At 71.5% G+C, this 21253-nt stretch carries 22 protein-coding genes; 9 read left to right on the forward strand and 13 right to left on the reverse strand.

Annotated elements, in window-relative coordinates:
• Position 1: 1 nt before the first annotated feature.
• Together purM and AC3E6M_RS16485 are read right to left on the reverse strand one after the other, a co-directional pair.
• A complete protein-coding gene (gene purM / locus AC3E6M_RS16480; protein ID WP_490530544.1) occupies positions 2–1144 on the reverse strand; it encodes a phosphoribosylformylglycinamidine cyclo-ligase in 1143 nt (380 codons plus the stop codon).
• Positions 1145–1775: 631 nt separating this feature from the next.
• On the reverse strand, positions 1776–2630 hold the full coding sequence (locus AC3E6M_RS16485; RefSeq protein ID WP_171024415.1) for an endonuclease domain-containing protein: 855 nt from the start codon (positions 2628–2630) through the stop codon (positions 1776–1778).
• A 790-nt stretch (positions 2631–3420) separates the two neighbouring features.
• Between AC3E6M_RS16485 and AC3E6M_RS16490 the strand changes: the two genes are divergently transcribed.
• Positions 3421–4032 (forward strand): zinc-binding alcohol dehydrogenase, encoded by a 612-nt coding sequence (locus AC3E6M_RS16490; RefSeq protein ID WP_490530545.1) that lies wholly within the window; start codon positions 3421–3423, stop codon positions 4030–4032.
• 109 nt (positions 4033–4141) lie between these two features.
• On the opposite strand, the gene AC3E6M_RS16495 is transcribed toward AC3E6M_RS16490, so the two are convergent.
• Both AC3E6M_RS16495 and AC3E6M_RS16500 read right to left on the reverse strand, forming a co-directional pair.
• Positions 4142–4477, reverse strand: coding sequence for a potassium transporter Trk (locus AC3E6M_RS16495; RefSeq protein ID WP_490530546.1), 336 nt, complete (start codon positions 4475–4477; stop codon positions 4142–4144).
• A gap of 57 nt (positions 4478–4534) precedes the next feature.
• Positions 4535–4891, reverse strand: a complete 357-nt coding sequence (locus AC3E6M_RS16500) for a sterol carrier family protein (RefSeq protein ID WP_490530547.1) — start codon at positions 4889–4891, stop codon at positions 4535–4537.
• 69 nt (positions 4892–4960) lie between these two features.
• Here AC3E6M_RS16500 and purD point away from each other — a divergent pair, with 69 nt between their 5' ends.
• Both purD and AC3E6M_RS16510 read left to right on the forward strand, forming a co-directional pair.
• Entirely contained in the window at positions 4961–6232 is a 1272-nt protein-coding gene (purD, locus tag AC3E6M_RS16505; RefSeq protein ID WP_490530548.1) for a phosphoribosylamine--glycine ligase, read from the forward strand.
• A 39-nt stretch (positions 6233–6271) separates the two neighbouring features.
• Positions 6272–6505 (forward strand): hypothetical protein, encoded by a 234-nt coding sequence (locus tag AC3E6M_RS16510; RefSeq protein WP_490530549.1) that lies wholly within the window; start codon positions 6272–6274, stop codon positions 6503–6505.
• A gap of 42 nt (positions 6506–6547) precedes the next feature.
• Here the strand turns inward: AC3E6M_RS16510 and AC3E6M_RS16515 are convergent, their stop codons facing one another.
• The 6 genes from AC3E6M_RS16515 to AC3E6M_RS16540 all read right to left on the reverse strand — a co-directional run bounded on the left by AC3E6M_RS16515 (position 6548) and on the right by AC3E6M_RS16540 (position 13382).
• On the reverse strand, positions 6548–7834 hold the full coding sequence (locus AC3E6M_RS16515; protein ID WP_490530550.1) for a glycosyltransferase: 1287 nt from the start codon (positions 7832–7834) through the stop codon (positions 6548–6550).
• Positions 7831–8517, reverse strand: coding sequence for a TetR/AcrR family transcriptional regulator (locus tag AC3E6M_RS16520; protein ID WP_138176606.1), 687 nt, complete (start codon positions 8515–8517; stop codon positions 7831–7833). Before AC3E6M_RS16520 ends, AC3E6M_RS16515 begins: the two co-directional genes overlap by 4 nt.
• Before the next feature lie 9 nt (positions 8518–8526).
• Positions 8527–9165: a hypothetical protein gene (locus tag AC3E6M_RS16525; RefSeq protein ID WP_138176603.1), complete on the reverse strand. Its 639-nt coding sequence runs from the start codon at positions 9163–9165 to the stop codon at positions 8527–8529.
• Positions 9166–9335: 170 nt separating this feature from the next.
• Positions 9336–10889, reverse strand: coding sequence for a DHA2 family efflux MFS transporter permease subunit (locus AC3E6M_RS16530; RefSeq protein ID WP_490530551.1), 1554 nt, complete (start codon positions 10887–10889; stop codon positions 9336–9338).
• The gene (locus AC3E6M_RS16535; protein ID WP_490530552.1) at positions 10886–11506 is read right to left on the reverse strand and encodes a PadR family transcriptional regulator; all 621 of its coding nucleotides are present in this window, start codon (positions 11504–11506) and stop codon (positions 10886–10888) included. The genes AC3E6M_RS16530 and AC3E6M_RS16535 overlap by 4 nt, the downstream gene beginning before the upstream one ends.
• Positions 11507–11666: 160 nt before the next feature.
• Positions 11667–13382: a BCCT family transporter gene (locus AC3E6M_RS16540; protein ID WP_490530553.1), complete on the reverse strand. Its 1716-nt coding sequence runs from the start codon at positions 13380–13382 to the stop codon at positions 11667–11669.
• Positions 13383–13441: 59 nt separating this feature from the next.
• On the opposite strand from AC3E6M_RS16540, the gene AC3E6M_RS16545 reads away from it, so the two are divergent.
• From AC3E6M_RS16545 to AC3E6M_RS16570, 6 genes are all read left to right on the forward strand, one after another.
• Positions 13442–14431 carry a phosphoribosylaminoimidazolesuccinocarboxamide synthase gene (locus tag AC3E6M_RS16545; RefSeq protein WP_490530554.1) on the forward strand — a complete coding sequence of 330 codons (990 nt, stop codon included), beginning with the start codon at positions 13442–13444 and terminating at the stop codon, positions 14429–14431.
• A 145-nt stretch (positions 14432–14576) separates the two neighbouring features.
• Positions 14577–15914 (forward strand): uracil-xanthine permease family protein, encoded by a 1338-nt coding sequence (locus tag AC3E6M_RS16550; RefSeq protein ID WP_490530555.1) that lies wholly within the window; start codon positions 14577–14579, stop codon positions 15912–15914.
• 197 nt (positions 15915–16111) lie between these two features.
• Positions 16112–16309: a hypothetical protein gene (locus tag AC3E6M_RS16555; RefSeq protein ID WP_490530556.1), complete on the forward strand. Its 198-nt coding sequence runs from the start codon at positions 16112–16114 to the stop codon at positions 16307–16309.
• A gap of 114 nt (positions 16310–16423) precedes the next feature.
• Positions 16424–17767: a Na+/H+ antiporter NhaA gene (nhaA, locus tag AC3E6M_RS16560; RefSeq protein ID WP_490530561.1), complete on the forward strand. Its 1344-nt coding sequence runs from the start codon at positions 16424–16426 to the stop codon at positions 17765–17767.
• A 33-nt stretch (positions 17768–17800) separates the two neighbouring features.
• Positions 17801–18316: a VOC family protein gene (locus tag AC3E6M_RS16565; protein ID WP_490530557.1), complete on the forward strand. Its 516-nt coding sequence runs from the start codon at positions 17801–17803 to the stop codon at positions 18314–18316.
• Entirely contained in the window at positions 18309–19100 is a 792-nt protein-coding gene (locus tag AC3E6M_RS16570) for a MerR family transcriptional regulator (RefSeq protein ID WP_490530558.1), read from the forward strand. The genes AC3E6M_RS16565 and AC3E6M_RS16570 overlap by 8 nt, the downstream gene beginning before the upstream one ends.
• A gap of 3 nt (positions 19101–19103) precedes the next feature.
• Here AC3E6M_RS16570 and AC3E6M_RS16575 read toward each other — a convergent pair whose 3' ends face one another.
• From AC3E6M_RS16575 to AC3E6M_RS16585, 3 genes are all read right to left on the reverse strand, one after another.
• Positions 19104–19691: a hypothetical protein gene (locus AC3E6M_RS16575; RefSeq protein ID WP_138176572.1), complete on the reverse strand. Its 588-nt coding sequence runs from the start codon at positions 19689–19691 to the stop codon at positions 19104–19106.
• Positions 19692–19802: 111 nt separating this feature from the next.
• A complete protein-coding gene (locus AC3E6M_RS16580; RefSeq protein WP_138176569.1) occupies positions 19803–20816 on the reverse strand; it encodes a LacI family DNA-binding transcriptional regulator in 1014 nt (337 codons plus the stop codon).
• Between the two features lie 40 nt (positions 20817–20856).
• Positions 20857–21253, reverse strand: a 397-nt coding sequence (locus AC3E6M_RS16585; protein WP_490530559.1) for a helix-turn-helix domain-containing protein, incomplete at its 5' end; no start/stop codon positions are given.

Consider the following 21253-nt stretch of genomic DNA (forward strand, 5'->3'; position numbering starts at 1 on the left):
GTTACTTTGCTCCGTTCGCCGGGTGACCGGCATCCGCGTAGGAACCGACCAGGCGCACGGCGCCTCCGTCGACGCCCTTCGCGCCCTGTTCGAACTCTCCGTCGGGGCGCGCGTCGTCGCGCACCACACCGACCTGCCACGTCGCGATGCCATCGGCCTGCAGCGCCGCGGTCGCGGCATCCGCGATCTCGGGCGCGACGACGGCGAGGAAGCCGATACCGAGGTTCCACGTGCCCTCGGTCGCGGTGAGGTCGAGGCCGCCCAGGTCGGCGAGCACCCGGAACACCGGCGAGGGGCTCCACGTCGAACGGTCCACGTCGACCCACGTGTGTTGCGGCAGGACGCGCGCGAGGTTGGCCGCGATGCCGCCCCCGGTGACGTGGCTGAGCGAATGGATGCCGGGGCCCACCGCCACGTCGTCGAGAAGACTCAGCAGGGGCGAGGTGTACAAGCGCGTGGGCTCGAGCAGGGCTTCGCCCCACGTGCCGCCGAGCTCGGCCGACACCGAGCCGTAGGTGATGCCGCGACCTGTCACGATGTGCCGGACGAGCGAGTAGCCGTTGGAGTGCAGCCCGCTCGAGGCGAGAGCCAGCACCACGTCGCCGCCGCGCACCCGCTCGGCGCCGAGCACGCGATCGGCCTCGACGACGCCCGTCGCCGCGCCCGCGACGTCGTAGTCATCGACGCCCAGCAGGCCCGGGTGCTCGGCGGTCTCGCCGCCGACGAGGGCCGTACCGGTCATCGCGCACCCGCGGGCGATCCCCGCGACGATGTCGGCGATGCGCTCGGGGACGACCTTGCCGCACGCGATGTAGTCCGTCATGAACAGGGGCCGCGCGCCCACCACGACGATGTCGTCGACGACCATGCCGACGAGGTCTTCGCCGATCGTGTCGTGCTTGTCGATCGCCTGGGCGATCGCGACCTTGGTGCCGACGCCGTCGGTGCTGGTCGCCAGCAGCGGGCGGACGTAATCGCGCAGAGCGGAGGCGTCGAACAGGCCGGCGAAGCCGCCCACACCGCCCAGCACCTCAGGACCGTGAGTGCGCCGCACGGCCGACTTCATCAACTCGACGGCGAGGTCACCCGCGGCAGTATCGACGCCGGCAGCGGAATAGGGGTTTTCGTGGGGAGCAGAGGCCACCGCAACAGACTACCCGCATGACCCGGGCCCCCTCCCCGCCGGGGGCTGTGGGGTGCGGCCGAGGGGAGGAGATTCGGCGAGCGGAGGACAGCACCGGGGTCCGCGGGGCGCGGCGGGGACCGCGTGCCGGCGAGCGGAGGAGATTCGGCGAGGGGAGGACGGCACCGGGGTTTGGCATCCTCCCCTCCCCGGATCCCCTCCCCGGATCCCCTCCCCGCCGGGGGGCGTGCGGGGCGAGGGGAGGAGATTCGGCGAGCGGAGGAGATTCGGCGACGGGAGGACGGCACCGGGGCCCGGCATCCTCCCCTCCGCGGATCCCCTCCCCGCCGGGGGGGGCGTGCGGGGCGAGGGGAGGAGATTCGGCGACCGGAGGACGGTGCCGGGGTCCGGCATCCTCCCCTCCCCGGATCTCCTCCGCTCCGGGGCTGCGGGGCGCGGCGAGGGGAGGAGATTCGGCGACCGGAGGACGGTGCCGGGGTCCGGCATCCTCCCCTCCGCGGATCTCCTCCGCTCCGGCGAGCGTGCGGGGCGCGGCGGGGACCGCGTGCCGGCGGCGGGAGGAGATTCGGCAACCGGAGGACGGTGCCGGGGTCTGGCATCCTCCCCTCCGCGGATCTCCTCCGCTCCGGGCTCACCGGGCTCGATGCAGCCCCTGCGCGATGGCGGAGACGATGCTGTGCTGAACCGAGGGCCAGTCGTCGACGAGTTGGTGGTAGCTGACGCGGATGACGTGGTAGCCGTTGAGTGCCAGAAGGGCGTCGTGCCGGATATCCGCCTCGCGCTGAGCCCCGACATGGTGACCGCCGTCCGCCTGGACGACGAGCTTCTCGCCGATCAGCAGGTCGACACGGTGGCCCAGGATCCACATCTGCGGGCTGAGTCGCACTCCGAGCCACGCCAGGCGCACGACGAGGAAGGTCTCCAGACCCGAATCGGCGAGCGGCGTGGCCCGTGCCGCGAGTTCGAGACCGCGGCTCGTCAACGGGTACCGACGCATCTCGTCGAGAGTGACCAGCTTCTTGTTCAAGGCCGAGTTCCATATCGCGAGCGCCTGCTCGTCGGGCAGGCAGCGGCTCACGACACCGAGGACATTGACCACGCCGTCGACCAGATTCTCCGGATGCCGAGGGACCAACGGCCGGCAACGGTGGACGCGCGTGCCCGCCGCGACGCTGATGCGACCGGCGTGAGGCGGGGCGGCCACGTGGACCTCGCCCGTGGCCAAGACCCACAGACCGTGTCGGACCGCTGCGGTGGAGCATGCCAACGTCACCCCTGTGCGCGCCGCGGCGACGAGGAACGGATCGGCATCGGGGACGGCGACCCACCGACGGCGAAGACGGAGGAGGGCACCGTGCTTCACCGCGGAGGAGAGCGTGTCGACGGACACTCCCTCTCGCTGGAGGGCCGCGGTGGCGACGACACCGCCGAGGGTACGCACGCGGGCGACGAGCCGATCGATCCGGTCGGAGAGGCGGGGATTCACGGCGCCAGCGTGCCCGATCGCTCGAGCGCGCGGTCACGCGGCGGCCGCAACCTGTGGATGACGGGGCTGGGGAGGAGGGGCGCTCTGCGCCGGGGTTCCTTCGGCGGGAGGAGATTCAGCGAGCGGAGGACAGCATCGGGGCCTGGCATCCTCCCCTTCCGCGGATCCCCTCCCCTCCGGCGGGGCTGCGGTGCGCGGTGGGGGCCGCGCACCGGTGGAGGGAGGAGATTCGGCGACGGGAGGACGGCACCGGGGCCTGGCATCCTCCCCTCCCCAGATCCCCTCCCCTCCGGCGGGGCTACGGTGCTCGGTGGGGGCCGCGCACCGGTGGAGGGAGGAGATTCGGCGACCGGAGGACAGCACCGGGGCCTGGCATCCTCCCCTCCCCGGATCCCCTCCCCTCCGGCGGGGCTGCGGTGCGCGGTGGGGACCGCGCGCCGGCGAGGGGAGGAGATTCGGCGACGGGAGGACGGCATCGGGGTCTGGCATCCTCCCTTCCGCGGATCCCCTCCCCTCCGGCGGGGGCTGCGAGGCGCGGCGGGGACCGCGGGCGGGTGGAGGGAGGAGATCCAGCGACCGGAGGACAGCACCGGGGTCCGGCATCCTCCCCTACCCGGATCTCCTCCGCTCCGGGCCGCGCCGCGCCCCGCCGCCTCCTCTCCCCGGATCTCCTCCGCTCCGCGCCGCGCCCGGCCCCGCTCCCCGGACCCTCCGCGGATCTCCTCCCCCCGGGGGGAGGCAGGCCGCGCGCGCGGCCCTCGGGAGCAGTGGCGCTCTCTACAATGGCGCCATGACGGGCGGCCAGCCGGAATGGGTGATCCGCGAGGACGCGGCGATCCCCGTACTCGTCGCGCTCTACCTGCGTCAGGTGTGCGGCATCCGCGCTCCCGACGAGGTGCCGCCGCTGCGGCGCGTGCCCGCGTACGACGGCATCCCTCGACCGGAGGACGACCAATCGCTGCTCGAGCGCGAGTGGCGCGAGTTCTGGGCGATGACGGTCGAGCCGTTGGCCCACCCGTCGCCGGTTCCGCTCGAGCTCGTCGACGGCTTCGACGACCTGGTCGCGCTGCCGACGGGCCGTGCGGACGCTCTGCGCGAGGCCATCGCTCCGCACGCATCCGCGGCGGTCGAGTTCGCCCGCCTCGCCCACGCGCGCTACTCGGGCGAGCAGACCGCCCGACCCGGAGTGTCCTACCGCGCGTATGCGAGCGCGATCGCCGAACACGAACGACGCGTCGGCCGTCGGGCCCACTCGTTCGAACTCAACGTCCAGGTGCTGCCGCTCGCGCAGCGCGGGGTCTGGTGGATCGGCTCACTGACGGTCGCGGTGACCGACGGCCTGCGCAGCGACGTCGTCGCATTCGACACCGCGATCCACCCGATCATCGCCGAGCTGGCTTGAGCCGGCGGGCGCGGCACAGTCGCATCAAAAGCGGTGGCGCTCCGGAGCCTGCGATCGCGGCGGCGTCGCGTCAGGGGCGGTAGCGCTCGTGGTCGACGGCGACGTCGCGTCAGGAGCGGTAGCGCTCGTGGTCGACGGCGACGTCGCGGACGCGACGGCCCACCACGCGGTCGAAGATGAGCGCCGAGATCGCGCCCAGGGTGGTGCCGATGACGACGCAGACGAGGGCGGTGAAACCGAAGACCTGCAGCTGCGAATAGACGACCTGCGTATAGGGGCTGATGTCGGCGCCGTCGATCGCGACCGTGAGGATCAGAGCGGCGAGGATGCCGAGAAACGCCCCCGCGGCCAAGAACACGCCGTACTTGGGGGCACGACGAACACGCAACGTGACGATCTCTTCGTGCACGAGGGGCGTGCGGTCGGGGGCGGGCTGCTCAGCCATGCGACCATTCTCCCACCGACGACGCCGGAACGGGCCACCGGTACCACGCCGTCGAGATCACGGCCGCAGCGGCAGCAGCGCGCTGAGGTCGGCGCGGACGCCGGACGCGACGATGCGGCCCGCAGCCGCGGCATCCGCCCACCTCTCGGTCCCGGTGGCGACGGAGATCCAGGTCGCCGCGTCGGTCTCGACGACATTGGGCGGGGTGCCGCGGGTGTGCCGCGGCCCCTCGACCACCTGCACCGCGCCGAAGGGCGGCACGCGCATCTCGACGGAGTTGCCCGGCGCCTTCTCGACCAGCAACTGCAGCAAGTAGCGCACGGCGGTGGCCGTGGCCGTGCGGGGCGCGTCGCCGGCGGCCACGGCGGCGAGCGCGGCACGACCGTCTCCGGTCTCGATACGGCGGGGAGGCATGGCATCCACGGTACGCCCCCGCGCGGCTCGGGCGACGGGTGCCCGGCGGCCGCTCGGTAGGCTGGCCGCGTGAGAATCCTGGTCCTCGGTTCGGGCGCGCGCGAGCACGCCATCATCCTCGCCCTGCGCTCCGAAGAGGACTCGCACGCGATCTTCGCCGCCCCGGGCAACGCCGGCATCGCGCGCGACGCCCACGTGGTCGATCTCGACGCGAACGACCCGGCCGCCGTCTCGGAGTTCGCGCTGACCGAGTCGATCGCCCTCGTCGTGATCGGTCCCGAGGCTCCGCTCGTCGCCGGAGTGGCCGACGCGCTGCGCGAGCGCGGCATCCCGGTGTTCGGTCCGGGCAAGGCCGCCGCACAGCTCGAGGGCTCGAAGACGTACGCCAAGCGCATCATGGATGCCGCGGGCGTGCCGACCGGCCGAGCGGTACGCGCGCACGATCTCGCCGGTGTCGAGGCGGCACTCGACGAGCTCGGCGCCCCGCACGTCGTGAAGGCCGACGGGCTCGCCGCGGGGAAGGGCGTGATCGTCACGTCCGATCGCGCCGCCGCCCTCGCCCACGCCGAGACGTACCTGCCGACCGGTCCGGTGCTCATCGAGGAGTTCCTCGCCGGCCCCGAGGTGTCGCTGTTCTTCCTCAGCGACGGCGACCGCGTGCTGCCCCTCAGCCCCGCGCAGGACTTCAAGCGCCTGCGCGACGGCGACGAGGGCCCCAACACCGGCGGCATGGGCGCGTATTCGCCGCTGCCGTGGCTGCTCGAGCGCTTCGGCGGCGAAGAGGAGTTCGTCGATCACGTCACCCGTGAGGTCGCCGAGCCCGTGATCCGGCAGATGGATGCCGAGGGCACCCCGTTCATCGGACTGCTGTACGCCGGGCTCATCCTCACCGAGCAGGGTGTGAAGGTCATCGAGTTCAACGCGCGCTTCGGCGACCCCGAGACCCAGGTCGTGCTGCCCCGCCTGCTCGATCCGCTCTCGACGCTGCTGATGGCCGCGGCCTCCGGAACGCTCGAAGACCAGCCGCGGCCCGCGTTCGCCGAGGCGACTGCCGTCACGGTGGTGCTCGCCAGCGAGGGCTACCCCGAGGCGCCGATCACCGGCCGTCCGCTCACGGGGCTCGACGAGGCCGAAGAGGTCGAGGGCGTGCACGTCGCCCACGCCGCGACGATGCTCCGCGACGGCGATCTGCACGCCACCGGCGGCCGCGTCCTCAATGTCGTGGCCCTGGGCACGACGTTCCGCGAGGCGCGGTCGGCGGCGTACGACGCCCTGAGCCGGATCGGCCTCGAGGGTGGGCAGTACCGCACCGACATCGCGGCCCGCGTCGTCGAGGACTGACGCGCGCCCGGCTGCGGCCGTCCCCCGGGCCGAACCGGGGTGTCCGACGGCGTCGGCGCTCCGACGATCATGCGGGGCCGCCCCCTGCGGGAGTGGGTCGAGGTCTCACCGGATGCCGCGGGGACCTGGCCCGCGCTGGTCGACGAGGCGCGTGCCTACGTCGACGAGATCACGCCTGAGCCTCGAACGATGCGGATGCGTTGCCTGGTCGAGCGTGCGGGCCGACTCCCCGACGGCGCCGCCTTCGCCGGCGATGAGGTCTTCGACGGCTGAGTCCGCACATCGCGTCGAAGGCATCTCGTCAGCCCGGCAGCCTCATTCCCTCGTGGCACGCATCCGCTCGATGTCGTCGACGAGACCGGCGGCCCCGGGTGCGGCGGCGATCGACCTTCCGATGCGCCGCGCGTTCGCCGCGTACTTCGGATCGGCAAGGATGCGCTGGACCGCGGAGCGGACGGCATCCGGGCTCGGCCGACCCGTGCGGAGATTCACCCCGACCCCGGCGTGCTGCACGCGAGCGGACGTCTCGACCTTGTCCTCCGAGTCGCCGGCGATCACGATCGGCACACCGTGACGCATCGCGTGGTGCAGACCGCCATAGCCACCGTTGGTCACGAGCACGCTCGTGCGCGCGAGGAGTTCGTCGTAGGGCAAGTATCGCGCGGCGAACGCGTTCGCCGGCAGCTCGGGCAGCGTCGACAGCTCACGACCGCCCGTGGTGACCGCCACCTGTACGGGAAGGTCGGCCAGCGCCGCGACGGTGGGGAGGATGACTTCGCTGTAGTCGGTGTTGGCGACGGTCCCTTGCGTCACGTGCACGAGCGGGAGCTGCGCGTCCAGATCGGCGAACCACGACGGTACCGGGGTCGGCTCCGTCGCGGCCGTGTCCATGGGGCCGAAGAAGCGGAGATTCTCGGGGGCGTCGCTGCGGGGATACTCGAACTCCGCCACGGTGAACTGAGCGAGCAGGTCGCTGCGGGAGAGCACGTCCATGAAGAACGCTCCCGCCAGAGGCGGCGCACCGACACCGGAGAGGAAGACGTCGAGTGAACGGTGGACCGGACGCAGAACCGCTTTCGCCGTCACCCCCAGCACCCGATTGCGGGCACGATTGAGCACGGACCGGCGCAGCGGCGTGATGCCCAGCCCGTACGGGGCGGTGTCGCGACTGGAGAATCCCGCCGGACCGATACCGCACATGACGGTCAGCGGCCGAGCGGCCCGCGGTCGACTGAACAGCGTCTGCACGCCGAGGAACGTCATGTCGTGCAGGACGACGTCGGCGGGCTCGTCGCGCAGGATCTGCTCGAGGGCCGCGGCGGCCGGGGCGGCCGGGTCGACGAAGGCGCGCTCGACACCTCGGTTGATGGTCGCGAGGCCACGGTCCCGTTCGTCTTCGCCCGCACCGATCCCGTCGAGCGTGTCGGCCTCGGCGGGAAGCGGGAGGAACGTGACGCCGGCGCCTTCGACCATCCCGCGATAGCGGGATCCGGTGAGCATGCGGACGCGCCACCCGCGTCGCCGCAGCTCTCGGGCCACGACGAGCAGGGGGCCGACATGGCCGACGGCGGGCATGCTGCACAGCAGCGCGGATGAGGTCATGACGGTCTTTCCGAGAGAAGACCCTCCGCGCCGGGGGCGGGGGCCTCGACGGTGACGCCGAGGTGATCGGCGAGATGGAGGAGTTGCGAGATGAGCCACGATCGATAGGCCGTGACCTCCCATCCGCGGGAGACCACGAAGTGCGTCCACGGATCGGGGCCGGTGAGCAGCCCGAGGATGTCGGCGCCGCGGCCGAGCTGGTCGTCGCGGATCCGGCCCCGCTGGACGAACCACCCCGCCGCGATGGTCATGTCGCGATGGCGCCGCATCTCGAGGTCGAGGTAGGCGGCGCGCACCTCGGCGTCACTGTCGGCGGCGGCGAGCATCGCCCGCACGATTCCGGCCGAGCGCTGGTTCGCCTCGATGAGGAAGTCGACGTAGCGGGCGATGGCCGTGCCGGTGTCGGGCTCGCCCATGATGGCGACGAGCGCGGGTCGCTCCGCGAGGGAGTGCCGCCCCTCGTCGCCCGCGAAAGTGCGCTCGAAGGCGGCGATGAGCAGGCCGTGCTTCGGCCCGTTGAGGTGCACCGTGGGAACGGAAACCCCTGCCTCGGCGGCGATCGCCTTGATCGAGGTCCCGACATACCCGTCTCGCACGAACAACCGGGCCGCCGCGTCGACGATGTTCGCGCGCGTGGCGGCGGCATCGGCTTGCCGTTGAGGGGAGTGGTAGCTGCGCGGCACGGGAGAACGCTACTCGGCCGCCGTGACGGTCGCTCGGGCGATCAGGATGCCGGCGACGATCTGGGCACCGGTGGAGAAGAAGTACATCGTGTCCGTCACCGCCTCGACAGAGCTGGCGTTCACGGTCACGCCGAGCGCGAATCCGACGAGCGCCAACGCGAGGATGGCACCCCGGGCCGCACCTCGCAGGACCCCGGCTCGAGCGATCACGATGCCGCCGATCAGGAGGAGCACGCCCTGGACCGCGCTCATCGCGACCAGGAACGGCGCGAGCCCTGCGACGGGTTCGACGTCGGGCCAGAGATAGGCGGTGATGAGGTAGATGCTCTGGTTGGCCAGGAAGAACGCACCGAACCCGAGCAGCGCGACCTTGCCGAGCGTGGACGACGCGACGGCCCCGCGTCCGTCGCCGCGCCCGAGGGCGAGAGGGAACATCGCCGCGACGTGCGCCAGTGTGCTAGTGAGGAACAGCGCCCAGAACGCCGCCGCCGCGACGGGCGAGGTGGCGACGTCGGTCCCGATCTCCAGCGCCGTGGCCGCGGTGAGCAGCACTCCCCCGGTGACGATCAGCGTGCCGGCGGTGCGGGGCCATGAGGCGCGACCGTCGGCCGTGACGGCCGACTCCATGGTCGTGGCGGAAGTGGTCATCGATGGCTCCTGAACGCGGGAGGTGGGCGGTGAGAATTTCACTATAGCGCCGTATAAATGAATATGGGAAGACTCTCTCGTCGCACACCTCCACCGGACCCGTCCCCACGCCCGGAGGAACGGAAAAGCCGCCGCACCCGAGGGTGCGGCGGCTTCCGCGTTGAGGCGGGTTACTCACCCGCGGCGGCAGCGGCGGCCGGCCGCGCAGCCGGCGCACCCTCCGCCGGGGCCGCGTCGCGCGGAGCGCCGTGGGGACGCAGCATCGCGGGGCGTCGCATGAACAGCACGGCGACGAGACCGAGCAGGATCACGCCGATCGGGAGCAGAAGCGACTGCCCCATCGCCGTCGAGAAGCCCTCGACGATCTGCGGAGGAAGGGTTCCGCCGCCGAAGCTCGCCCCGGCATCCCCAGCTCCGGGCAGGTTTGCCTCGAGCCGCGCCTGCATGAAGGCGGCGATGGATGCCGAACCGATCACCGACCCGACCGTGCGGGTGGTGTTGTAGATGCCCGCACCGGCGCCCGCCTGCCGCGGCGGCAGGTTGCGCGTGGCGGTGGTGGCGAGCGGCCCCCACATCCCGGCGTTGCCGACGCCCATGAGGGCCGACGGGATCAGGAACGCCCAGATCGGGGCGTCGCCGAAGATGAGCGCGGCGTACAGCGCGAGGGCGCCTCCGACAAGCAGCAGCCCGGGAACGAGCAGGAAGCGCGGGTCGGTGCGGTCCAGGAGCTTCCCCGCGAACGGCGCCAGGACGCCCGAGAGGATCGCGAGCGGAATGAGCAGGAGCGCCGACTCGGTCGGAGTGAGGCCCCGCGCGAGCTGCAGGTAGAACATCTGCGGCAGGGCCATGCTCGTCACGGTGAAGCCGACGGCGGCGATCGCGAGGTTGGCGATCGAGAAGTTCCGGTCACGGAAGAGATCGAGCGGCACCAGGGGCTCGGTCTTGCTGCGCGCCTGCGTCCAGACGAAGAGGGCCATGACGACGACGCCGGCGGCGACCATCGCCCAGATCCAGGCCGCCCAGTCGAAGTGCTCGCCCTCCTGCAGTCCGAAAACAATGAGGAAGAGCCCTAGGGCGCTCAGGGCCACGCCCACGAGGTCGAACTTGTGGGACGTCTTGGGCAGTTGCGGCACGAGCACGACGGCGGCGACGAAGCCGATGATCCCGATGGGGATGTTGATGAAGAAGATCCACTCCCACCCGAGGCCGTCCACGAGAAGGCCGCCCGCGAGCGGGCCCACGAGAGTCGCGACACCGGCGGTCGCACCCCACAGCCCCATCGCCGCACCGCGGCGCTGGGGCGGGAAGGTGCGGGTGATCACAGCCATGGTCTGCGGCGTCATCAGTGCGGCACCGAGCCCCTGCACGGCACGGGCGACGATCAGCACCTCGAGCGAGGAGGCCAGACCGCACGCGAGCGAAGCGAGGGTGAAGATCGCCAGACCCACGAGGTAGATGTTCTTGGGGCCGAAGCGGTCGCCCAGGCGTCCGGTGACCAGCAGTGGCACGGCGTAGGTCAGCAGGTAGGCGCTGGTCACCCACACGACGTTGTCGAGATTGTTGGTCAACGGGTCCAGGGCCGCCTTGATGGCCGGGTTGGCCACCGAGACGATCGTGGTGTCGACCAGGATCATGAAGAAGCCGATGACCAGAGCCCAGAGGGCCGGCCAGGGGCTGCGTTCGGGGGGAGCGGATGCCACGGAGGCGGCGCGGGAGTCGGTCATGCGAGGGTCTCCTTCGAGACACGGAGTCGTTCGAGGTGGTCGGTGGATTCGTCGACGACCCAGGGCAGGGTGCCGTCGACGAGGTCCGTGCGCAGGGAGTCCTGCCAGGCGAGTTCGGCGTCGAGGAGAACGGCCTGCCGCTCGACCTCGACCATGTACTGGTGCGGGACGGCACGGTCGCGGGCGCGAGAGAGCCCGTCGCGGTGCACGTCGCGTGAGGCGACGAGGAGGTCCCGCCGCCGGTCGAGGAGCGCGACGACCTCGTCGCGCTCGAGGTTGTGGGCTTCGGCGAGCGCGACGCGGAAATCGCCGGGCCGGTCGATCTGCGGAAGCTCGGCGCGCACCCAGACGTCCACGGCTTCGCGTCCGGCGTCGAGCAGCGTGTACGTCGTGCGCTCGGGGCGGTTTCCGTCGCGGTCGACGCCGACCTCGGCGATCAGCCCCTCGCGTTCGAGGCGACCGATCGTGTGGTAGATCGTGCCCTTTTGCAGCGGAACGAGACGGTCGTCGCGGCGGTCGCGCAGGAGCCGCATGATCTCGTAGGGGTGCATGTCGCCCTCGCGCAGGGTCGCGAGCAGCACGACCGCGAGCGGCGTGAGTCGTGTGGGTTGCGGCATCCACCCCTCCATGGTCCGTGTCGACTAGTCCACACGGACTATACAGCACGGCGGAGAGATGAGGGGCGTCGATCGGGTAAACGGCGAGTGTCCACGACGCGCGGGCCGCGGAGGGCGGCATCCGCGCGTCGTGGACACGAGGGAAAGGGGGAAACCCCGGTTACGACGCCGGCACGTCCTGCTCGGTGTCGTGGGAGGCCGCGCGGCGGCGCCTCCACCACGCGGGCAGGCCGAAGATGCCGCGCTGGTTCGCCTCCTCGACCTCGAGGCCGTAGTGCTCGCCGATCTGGTCGCGCAGCTGCGCCCGCTCGACCTTGTCGTACGCCTTGAGCTCTCGACGGAACGCCACGACCGTCGCCCAGCAGATCGCGAGCAGCACGAGGCTGAACGGCAACGCGATGCTGATGGCCGCGGTCTGCAGCGCCGAGAGACCGCCCGCCACGAGGAGCGCGAACGCGATCACGGCGGTGGCGAGGGTGAAGAACACGCGGACCCAGCGCTTCGGCTCCTCGTCGCCGCCCGTGGCGATCATGCTCATCACGAGCGCGCCGGAGTCGGCCGAAGTGACGAAGAAGATCCCGATGAGAATCAGGAACCCGACCGTGAGGAACACCGAGCCCGGCACCGTCTCGAGCATCTGGAACAGCGCCGTCGACACGTCGACCGTGCCGTCCGCACCGATGAAGGAGGCCGAACCGGTCAACTCCGCGTAGATCGCCGAGCCGCCGAGCACCGTGAACCACAGGATGCCGACGAGCGTGGGCACGAGGATCACGCCGGTGACGAACTCGCGCACCGTGCGACCGCGCGAGATGCGCGCGATGAAGATGCCCACGAAGGGCGCCCACGAGATCCACCAGCCCCAGTAGAACGCCGTCCACGCCCCCTGCCACGCGACGCCCGCGTCGCCGGTGTAGGCGCTCACGGTGAACGAGAGACCGACGAAGTTCTGGATGTAGTTGCCGATGGACTGCACGACGTCGCGGAGCAGGAACTCGGTGGGCCCGGCGAACAGCAGGTACAGCATGAGGACGCCCGCGAGGACGAGGTTGATGTTCGACAGCCACTTCATGCCCCGACCGACGCCCGAGAGCACCGAGAACAGCACGAAGCCCGTGATGATGCCGATGAGGATCGCCTGGCTGATGATCGACGGCTCGACGACGTTGAGGAAGTCGAGGCCGGCGCTGATCTGGATGACGCCGAGGCCGAGCGAAGTGGCGACGCCGAAGAGTGTGCCGACGAGCGCCGCGACGTCGATCGCGTTGCCCCACCCGCCCTGGACGAGGCGGGCACCGAGGATCGGCTCGAGCGCCCAGCGGATCGTGCGCGGGCGCTTGCGGCGGTGGAAGGCGTAGGCCAGGGCGAGTCCGATCACGACGTAGATCGACCACGCGTGCACGCCCCAGTGCAGGAACGTCTGCGACATCGCCTGCTGCGCGAGCTGCGTCGGGGTGCCCTCCACGCCGGGACGCGGCGACGCGAAGTGGCTGAGCGGTTCGCTGACGCCGTAGAAGACCAGGCCGATGCCCATGCCCGCGGCGAACAGGAGCGCGAACCACGACATCGTCGAGAACTCGGGCTCGTCGTCGTCGCTGCCGAGCTTGATCCGCCCGAAACGACTGAACCCCATGGTGAGCGCGAACACCACGAAGAAGGCGGCGATGAGCACGTAGTACCAGTTGAACGCCGACACGATCGCGGTCTGCAACGTGCCGAAGGCCGCCTCGGCGGCGGACGGGAAGATCAGGGCGAACGCGATGAACGCGAGCGCGATCGCGGCGGCGGGCCAAAACACCCAGCCGCGCAGAGTGCGGTGGGAGCTGCCTGCGTGGGGGTCTATGGATACCTCGGTGTCGGGTTTCGCCTCGGTCATCCTTCAACGGTAGCGAGACGCCCCCGCGGGGCACGGGGGCGGGCGCCGAGCGCGGCGATATGGGAAAATCTCCGCCGGCGCGACCGTCGGCGCCACGGACGACCCGCGATAATGAGCGGGTGAACCCCGCTCCCCCTCTCGCGCTCGACGGCTGGCGCCACGTCTACTCGGGCAAGGTCCGCGACCTCTACGTCCCCGCTGACATCGCCGACGGCGCCGCTCCCGCGCACCTGCTCGTGGTCGCGAGCGACCGGGTCAGCGCCTTCGACCACGTCCTCGAGCCCGGCATCCCCGACAAGGGCGTGCTGCTCACGACACTGAGCCTGTGGTGGTTCGACCGGCTCGCCGGTGCCGACGGGGGCCGTGGCATCCCGAATCACCTCGCCGCCGATCACGTGCTCCAGGGCGACGAAGCGAAAGAGCTGATCCCGGATGCCGTGCGCGGACGCGCGATGCTCGTGCGGTCGCTCGACATGCAGCCGATCGAGTGCGTCGTGCGCGGCTACCTCACCGGGTCGGGCTGGGCCGAATACCAGGCGACGCGCACGGTGTGCGGCATCCCGCTGCCCGAGGGGCTCGGCGACGGCGACCGCCTGCCCGAGCCGCTGTACACCCCGGCCTACAAGGCGCCGATGGGTGAGCACGACGAGAACATCACGTACGAGCGCTCCGTCGAGCTCGTCGGCGCAGAGACCGCCGCCGCGCTGCGCGATGCGTCGCTGGAGATCTACCGCCGCGCCGCGGCGACGGCCGAGGAGCGCGGGCTCATCCTCGCCGACACCAAGTTCGAATTCGGCTTCGACGCGGCGGGTGTCCTGACGCTCGCCGACGAGGTGCTGACCTCGGACTCGTCGCGGTACTGGGATGCCGAGGCCTGGCGCACCGGCACGACCCCCGCGGAGCGCATGGCGAGCTTCGACAAGCAGATCGTGCGCGACTGGCTCGCCGCGAACTGGGACAAGCAGGGCGAGCCCCCCGCCCTCCCCGAGGACATCGTGACGCGCACTCGCGCCCGCTACGCCGAGCTGCTCGCCCGCCTGACGTCCTGACCCGGGTGCGCCCGGGTGCACCGGGGTGCGCCAGGGTGCGCCAGATCACGTGATCTGGCCGAACGTACGCGTCACGACGCTCGATAAGCCGTACTCTCGCCGAGATCACGTGATCTGGGCGACATCACCCCCCTCGAGGAGACACATGTTCCGTTGGAAGTTGCACGGGAACGGGCGCACCGTCGCCCCGGGCGCGGTCGTCGGCCCCGGCGAACGCCTGAACTGGGGCGCGACGATCGCGATCGGGATGCAGCACGTCATCGCGATGTTCGGCGCGACGTTCCTCGTGCCCGTACTCACCGGGTTCCCGGTGTCGACGACGCTGCTGTTCTCGGGCGTCGGGACGCTGCTGTTCCTCCTCGTCACCCGCAACCGCCTCCCCAGCTACCTCGGGTCGTCGTTCGCGTTCATCGCGCCGGTGACCGCCGCCACCGCGACCGCGGGGATGGGCTCCGCCCTCGCGGGCATCGTGGCCGTCGGCATCCTGCTCATGGCCATCGGGTTCCTCGTGCAGTTCGTCGGGCTCGGCTGGGTCGACAAGGTCATGCCGCCCGTCGTCGCCGGCGCGATCGTCGCCCTCATCGGCTTCAACCTCGCGCCCGTCGCGTGGTCGAACTTCGAGAAACAGCCGCTCCCCGGCACGATCACGCTCGTCGCGGTGATCCTGTTCAGCGTGCTGTTCCGCGGGTTCCTCGGGCGTATCTCGATCTTCCTCGGCGTCATCGTCGGCTACGTCGCCACGGTGCTGATCCAAGCGGCCACGGGTGAGCAGCTCATCGACTTCGCCGCCGTGGAGGCCGCCCCATGGGTCGGGTGGCCCACGTTCGAGGTCGCCGACTTCGCCTCGCCGCAGACGTGGTCGGTGATCGCGATGTTCCTCCCCGTGGTGCTCGTGCTCGTGGCCGAGAACGTCGGTCACGTGCGGGGCGTGGCGGCGATGACGGATGCCACGGCCAACCGCTCCACCGGGCGTGCGTTGATCGCCGACGGCGCCGCCACGACCCTCGCCGGCACGTTCGGCGGCTCCGGCACCACGACGTACGGCGAGAACATCGGCGTCATGGCGGCGACGCGGGTGTACTCCACGGCGGTGTACTGGGTCGCGGGTCTCACCGCGATCGTGCTGAGCCTCTCGCCCAAGATCGGGGCGGTGTTCAACACGATCCCGGCCGGGGTGCTCGGCGGCGTCACAACCGCGCTGTACGGCCTCATCGGCATCATCGGCATCAAGATCTGGGTCGACAACCGCGTCGACTTCTCGCGGCCCGTCAATCAGTACACCGGCGCCGTGGCCCTCGTGCTCGCGATCGCCGGATTCACGATGCAGTGGGGCGACTTCCAGCTCGGTGCGATCGTGCTCGGCTCGGTCGCGGCCCTGGTCATCTACCACCTCGGCAACGCCATCGCCCGCGCCCGCAAGACCGGCGCCGACGACGGCGGCCCCATCCCCGCGGTGGGTCCGCTGGGCGGCGACCCGTCCTGACGCCCCGGGGCGCGGCATCCTGCGCCGAGCGCCCACGAAACGGCGTTCGGCGACTTCGCGAGCTTCCGGCGGCGGGGCGCAGCACACGCGGTGCGGAGCCGCAAGCCGGTTCGCGGGAGCGGTGGGCATCGGTAGCGTCGGCCATCCCGGCGACGGCGCTCGCACGCCCCGCCATCGATGACGAGAAGGGCATGCTCATGGCATCCGACACCGATCCCTCGCAGGCCGCCGCCGACGAGGACTCCTACGAAGGCGCCGACGTCGAGGTCTCGCCGACGGACGGCGAGCCCAAGCCCGGCGGCCTCGGCGCCGACGGCACCATCCCCGACGCCCCGAACGGCGTCGCGGCCGGCCACTCCGACCAAGCGTCGAACTTCAACCCCGAAGAGGACTGACGGCGCCGCCGCGACCCGCGCCGAGCGGTTCGCTCAGCCACGTCCCGGTAGAATGGTCGAGGCGTGTCGGGAAGTCTGGTCGACGATCGTGTCGATCGACCCCGAATGGATGCCATGACAGAGAACGACGTCCGCGCGCCGCGCTGGCCCGGATACGCCGAAGTCCACCGCGTCACCACGCTGCTCCGCCGCGAAGCGGTCGGCGGCATGCTGTTGGTCGTCGCGGCGATCGCCGCGATCGCGTGGGCCAACTCCCCCGCCTCCGACGCGTACTTCGCCCTGCGCGACTTCCGCTTCGGGTACGAGCCGTGGCACCTCGAGTTGAGCGTCGGAGCGTGGGCCGCCGACGGACTGCTCGCGATCTTCTTCTTCATGGTCGGTCTCGAGCTCAAGCGCGAGATCGTCGTGGGCAGCCTCCGCCGCTTCAGCACGGCGATCGTGCCGATCACCGCCGCCGCCGCCGGCGTCGCGGTGCCCGCGCTCATCTACGTCGCCGTGGTCTCGTCGCAGCCGAGCCTGCTGGCCGGCTGGGCGATCCCCGCCGCGACCGACATCGCGTTCGCCGTCGCGGTCCTGGCGATCGTCGGCTCGCACCTGCCGGGGCCGCTGCGCATCTTCCTGCTCACCCTCGCGGTGGTCGACGACCTCATCGCGATCGCGATCATCGCGCTGTTCTACACCAGCGACATCTCGCTCGTGCCCCTCGCGATCTTCGCGGTGCTCGTCGTGATCTACGGCGTCATCGCGCACCGCGGCCGCGCCTGGTTCGCGCGTACGCCGTGGGCCGCGTGGGTCGTGCTGCTTCCGATCGGTTTCGCCGCGTGGGCGTTCCTGCACGCGTCGGGCGTCCACGCCACGATCGCCGGTGTCGCGCTGGCCTTCACGATCCCGGTGGCGCCGTCGAAGCGGAAGCCCGAAATCCGCGGGATGGACCTCGCCGAGCAGTTCGAGCACCGCTTCCGCCCCCTTTCGGCGGGCATCGCCGTGCCGATCTTCGCGTTCTTCGCCGCGGGTGTCGCGGTCGGCGGCGGCGAGGGTCTGGCCCGCGCCATCATGGACCCCGTCACGATCGGTGTCGTCGCCGGTCTCGTGATCGGCAAGCCGCTCGGCATCCTGCTCGGCGTGCGCGTGCTCACGCTCGTCACCAAGGTCCGCCTCGACCCGGCGCTGAAGTGGATCGACCTCGCCGGCGTGGGCCTGCTTGCGGGCATCGGCTTCACCGTGTCGCTCCTGATCGCCGAGCTCAGCTTCCCCGCGGGTTCGGAGCACACCGACGACGCGAAGATCGCGATCATGGTCGCCTCGCTCCTGGCATCCCTTTTGGCGGCCAGTGTGCTGCTGGTGCGCAACCGTCGCTACAAGCAACTCGCCCTCGCGGAGGACGTGGATGCCGACGGCGACGACATTCCCGACGTGTACCAGCAGCCGATGCCCCCGAAGGGCCGCCCCTCGGCTTGACCCTCACGCGGCGTGAGGCCCGAGCCTGGAGGCATGAGCGAGTTCTCCGACGCCTTCGCGACCAGCCCCGTCCCGCCGCCTGGACCGGATGCCGTGGCTCCGCCGCTGTTCCGGGGCATCTACGGGATGCCGATGTTCGTCACCGTCCCGACGCGCGATCTGGCGGCGTCCGTCGACTTCTGGACGCGGGGGCTCGGTTTCTTCGAGCTGTTCGGCATACCGGGTCGGATGGTGCACCTGCGGCGGTGGGCGTTCCAGGACGTCCTGCTGGTCGCGGCGGACGATGACGCGCACGCCTCGGCGGCGAGCGTGAGCTTCGCGTGCGTGCTCGGTCAGGTGCCCGAGATCGTCGCCGCGCTGCGGGACGTCGGCGTCGAGGCCGCCCCGACCGACAGCCCCTGGAACACGCGCGACATCGAGGTGCGGACGCCTGAGGGGACCCGCGTGATCTTCACGGCGGCGAAGGTGTTCGACCCCGAGAGCACCGAGGGGCGGAACCTCCGCCGCGTCGGGATCGGCAACGGCGACGACAATGGGCACCATGAGTGAGCGGGGCCTGGCCGTCGGCGAGACCGCCGCGCGCCTGGGTGTGACCGTGCGGACGCTGCACCACTGGGACGAGATCGGCCTCGCGCGGCCCGCCGCCCGCTCCGCGGCGGGCTACCGTCTCTACACGGACGACGATCTCGAGCGCCTCCGCCGGATCCTCGTGTACCGCGAGCTCGGCCTCGACCTCGAGGCGATCCGCACCGTGCTCGACGAGCCCGGCGGCGACGTCGCCGCTCAGCTCCGAGTCCAGCGGGCCCAGCTCTCCCGGCGCATGGAGCAGCTGCGCGACCTCGACGACGACCTCGCCCGCATGATCGCGGCGCAAGAGCGCGGCATCCTGCTGTCCGAGGAGGAGCAGACCGCCGCCTTCGGTCCCGACTGGGACACCGCGTGGCCCGCCGAGGCCGCCGAACGCTACCGCGGGTCCGAGCAGTGGCAGCAGTACGCCGAACGCTCGGCGGCGCGCACCGCGGGCGACTGGGCGGAGGTCACCGCGACGGTCGCGGCGCTCGACCGGGAACTCGGCGACGCCCTGGCATCCGGAGTCCGCCCCGGGGAGGCCGCCGCGAACGCCCTGGTCGAACGCCACCGCGAGGTCGTCTCGGCGTTCTTCCCGGTCAGCCGGCAGATGCAGGTGTGCCTGGGGCGGATGTACGCCGCCGACCCCCGGTTCACGGCGCACTACGACGGGGTTCGGGAGGGCCTCGCCGTGTGGCTGCGGGACGCGATCGACGCGAACGCCCGCGTGCACGGCGTCGATCCGGACACCGCGACGTGGGAGTGAGCGTCAGCCGTAGATCTGCGCGGCGATGTCGGACAGCCAAGCGCGCGCGTTGACGTTCACGGTCTCGAGGTAGATCCACACGTCGTCGCGCGCGACGATGACGTCTTCGCTGTCGGCGGCGTCACCCGGACGCGCGCAGTACTGCGCCCCGAAGTCCTGCGCCGCCTGACACTGGTACCCCTCGGATGCCAGCCCCGCGATGCCCTGCGTCACGGCGGCGTCGCTCGCGGTGCTGACGATCAGCAGGACGGCGGCTGCCTCTTCCTGGATCCAGTTGCACGACAGGACGGTCGTGGCATCCGCGGGGGCGGGGCGGACGAAGCCGTCGGCGTGCTGGGCGGTGAGTGCGCCGACGGTCTCGGCGCGGCTCGTCGCGGTGCCCAGATCGTCACACGATGCCGGGATCTTCGACGCCACGCTCGCCGCCGTCTCCGACACGGAGGGGGTGGGCGTCGGGCTCGGGACGACGACGGTCACCGACGGGGTCGAGGTGGCAGAGGCCACCGGCGTCGCCTCCTCGGGAACGCACCCTGCGAGACCGGCGACCGCGATCAGTGCGGCGGCCGCGACGAGGCTTCTCCAACGACGCATGTCATCCTCTCGGCGCCGGCGTGGACTCGGGTATCCGCGCGGCGCTGCGCTCAGGGTAGCGTCTGGCCACCGCGCGCGCCGCGAGGGATGTGCTCGATCGCCCGCCGCCGGTCAGGCCGAGGCGCGCGGGACGATCTCGATGGGCAGGATCGCGGAGTTCGGGGTCGCCCGCCCGGCGAGCACGTCGAGCAGCATCATCGCCATATGGCGCCCCTGATCGTGGGAGGGCTGCCGAACCGTCGTGAGCGCGGGCACGAGCGAGGTGGCGACCGCGGAGTCGTCGAAGCCGATCACCGCGATGTCGCGCCCCGGTTCGTGTCCGTGCTCGCGCAGCGCCGTGTATGCGCCGCGGGCCATCAGGTCGCTCGCGACGAACACCGCGTCGGGGAGGTTCCCGGATGCCAGGATCCGGCGCATCGCGGCGGCACCCCCGACCTCGGTGAAGTCGCCGTCCTCCGCGGCGGCGGGCTCGAGCCCGGCGTCGGCGAGGGCGTCGCGGAAGCCCCGGAGGCGATCGATCCCCGCGGGCATGTCGGAGGGACCGGCCACCGTGGCGATACGCCGGTGTCCGCGGTCGAGGAGGTACTGCGCCGCGGCGCGCCCGCCCTGCACGTTGTCGACGTCGACGTAGTGGTCGGTGTCGCGCACGCGAGCCGGACGTCCGCCGTAGACCACGGGCACGGCATCCGCGAGCCGGTCGACGAAGGTGTCGCTGGTGTGATGCGAGGCCACGATCGCGCCGTCGACGCTCCCGCTGCGGAGGTAGCCGAGCGCCTTGGCGCTCGCGTCATCGCTGGCGATGAGCATGTTCATGACGTAGTCGGACTCGCCGATCACCTCGCCGATGCCGGCCACGATCGACCCGAAGAACGGGTCGCCGAAGAACCGGTCGGTGTCCTCGGGGATGACGAGCGCGATCGCGCGCGTCTGGCGGCTCGCGAGCGAGCGCGCAGCGCGGTTGGGGACGTACTGCAGTTCCTCGATCGCACGGCGCACCGCTTCGAGCGCAGAGGGCGAAACGGCGGTCGAGCCGTTGACGACGCGCGAGACGGTCGAGCGCGAGACGCCCGCTCGAGCGGCCACCTCTTCGATGGTGGCGGCACCGCGCGTGGGAGCGAGATCCATCGGTCTCCTCCCGGGTTCAGACACGACCGCGTGCGCCGGATCACTCCCGGCGACGTTGTGAGCGTACTCCCCCGGCGTCATGCGGGTCTGTCACGCCGTGCTTGGTGAACGCGTCCCTGAGCGCGCGTCCGGACGGGAATCCGGCCATCTCGGCGATCTCAGCCAGACCGAGGCCTCGTTCGGAGTCGACCAGAGCCGCCGCGAGGCGCAGCCGATGAGACCGCAGCACGTCGCCCGGCGACTCGCCGTGCACGCGGAAGGCCCGCTCGAGACGCCGTCGCCCGGTGCCCAGACGCAGGGCCACGGCATCGATCGTGAGGTCGCGCCGCGCAGCCTCGGCCTCGAGGATCGTGCGCGCCCGCTCGTAGAGGCGGTCGTAATCCTCCTCAGCCCGATCCCGTGGCATCCGGGGTCCCGATCGGGCCAGCGCCTCGGCC

It is taken from the genome of Microbacterium sp. SCPM-O-B-15248 (M128) (assembly GCF_058214835.1).

What these genes read in the sequence shown, in the direction of transcription:
- AC3E6M_RS16570 (WP_490530558.1), top strand. Translation starts at nt 18,309, where the DNA reads ATGAGTGAGCGGGGCCTGGCCGTCGGCGAGACCGCCGCGCGCCTGGGT.
- AC3E6M_RS16540 (WP_490530553.1), bottom strand. Translation starts at nt 13,382, where the DNA reads ATGACCGAGGCGAAACCCGACACCGAGGTATCCATAGACCCCCACGCA.
- AC3E6M_RS16565 (WP_490530557.1), top strand. Translation starts at nt 17,801, where the DNA reads ATGAGCGAGTTCTCCGACGCCTTCGCGACCAGCCCCGTCCCGCCGCCT.
- nhaA (WP_490530561.1), top strand. Translation starts at nt 16,424, where the DNA reads ATGACAGAGAACGACGTCCGCGCGCCGCGCTGGCCCGGATACGCCGAA.
- AC3E6M_RS16575 (WP_138176572.1), bottom strand. Translation starts at nt 19,691, where the DNA reads ATGCGTCGTTGGAGAAGCCTCGTCGCGGCCGCCGCACTGATCGCGGTC.
- AC3E6M_RS16580 (WP_138176569.1), bottom strand. Translation starts at nt 20,816, where the DNA reads ATGGATCTCGCTCCCACGCGCGGTGCCGCCACCATCGAAGAGGTGGCC.
- AC3E6M_RS16495 (WP_490530546.1), bottom strand. Translation starts at nt 4,477, where the DNA reads ATGGCTGAGCAGCCCGCCCCCGACCGCACGCCCCTCGTGCACGAAGAG.
- AC3E6M_RS16490 (WP_490530545.1), top strand. Translation starts at nt 3,421, where the DNA reads ATGACGGGCGGCCAGCCGGAATGGGTGATCCGCGAGGACGCGGCGATC.
- AC3E6M_RS16550 (WP_490530555.1), top strand. Translation starts at nt 14,577, where the DNA reads ATGTTCCGTTGGAAGTTGCACGGGAACGGGCGCACCGTCGCCCCGGGC.
- AC3E6M_RS16535 (WP_490530552.1), bottom strand. Translation starts at nt 11,506, where the DNA reads ATGCCGCAACCCACACGACTCACGCCGCTCGCGGTCGTGCTGCTCGCG.
- AC3E6M_RS16545 (WP_490530554.1), top strand. Translation starts at nt 13,442, where the DNA reads ATGGGAAAATCTCCGCCGGCGCGACCGTCGGCGCCACGGACGACCCGC.
- AC3E6M_RS16555 (WP_490530556.1), top strand. Translation starts at nt 16,112, where the DNA reads ATGGCATCCGACACCGATCCCTCGCAGGCCGCCGCCGACGAGGACTCC.
- AC3E6M_RS16530 (WP_490530551.1), bottom strand. Translation starts at nt 10,889, where the DNA reads ATGACCGACTCCCGCGCCGCCTCCGTGGCATCCGCTCCCCCCGAACGC.
- AC3E6M_RS16515 (WP_490530550.1), bottom strand. Translation starts at nt 7,834, where the DNA reads ATGACCTCATCCGCGCTGCTGTGCAGCATGCCCGCCGTCGGCCATGTC.
- AC3E6M_RS16525 (WP_138176603.1), bottom strand. Translation starts at nt 9,165, where the DNA reads ATGACCACTTCCGCCACGACCATGGAGTCGGCCGTCACGGCCGACGGT.
- AC3E6M_RS16500 (WP_490530547.1), bottom strand. Translation starts at nt 4,891, where the DNA reads ATGCCTCCCCGCCGTATCGAGACCGGAGACGGTCGTGCCGCGCTCGCC.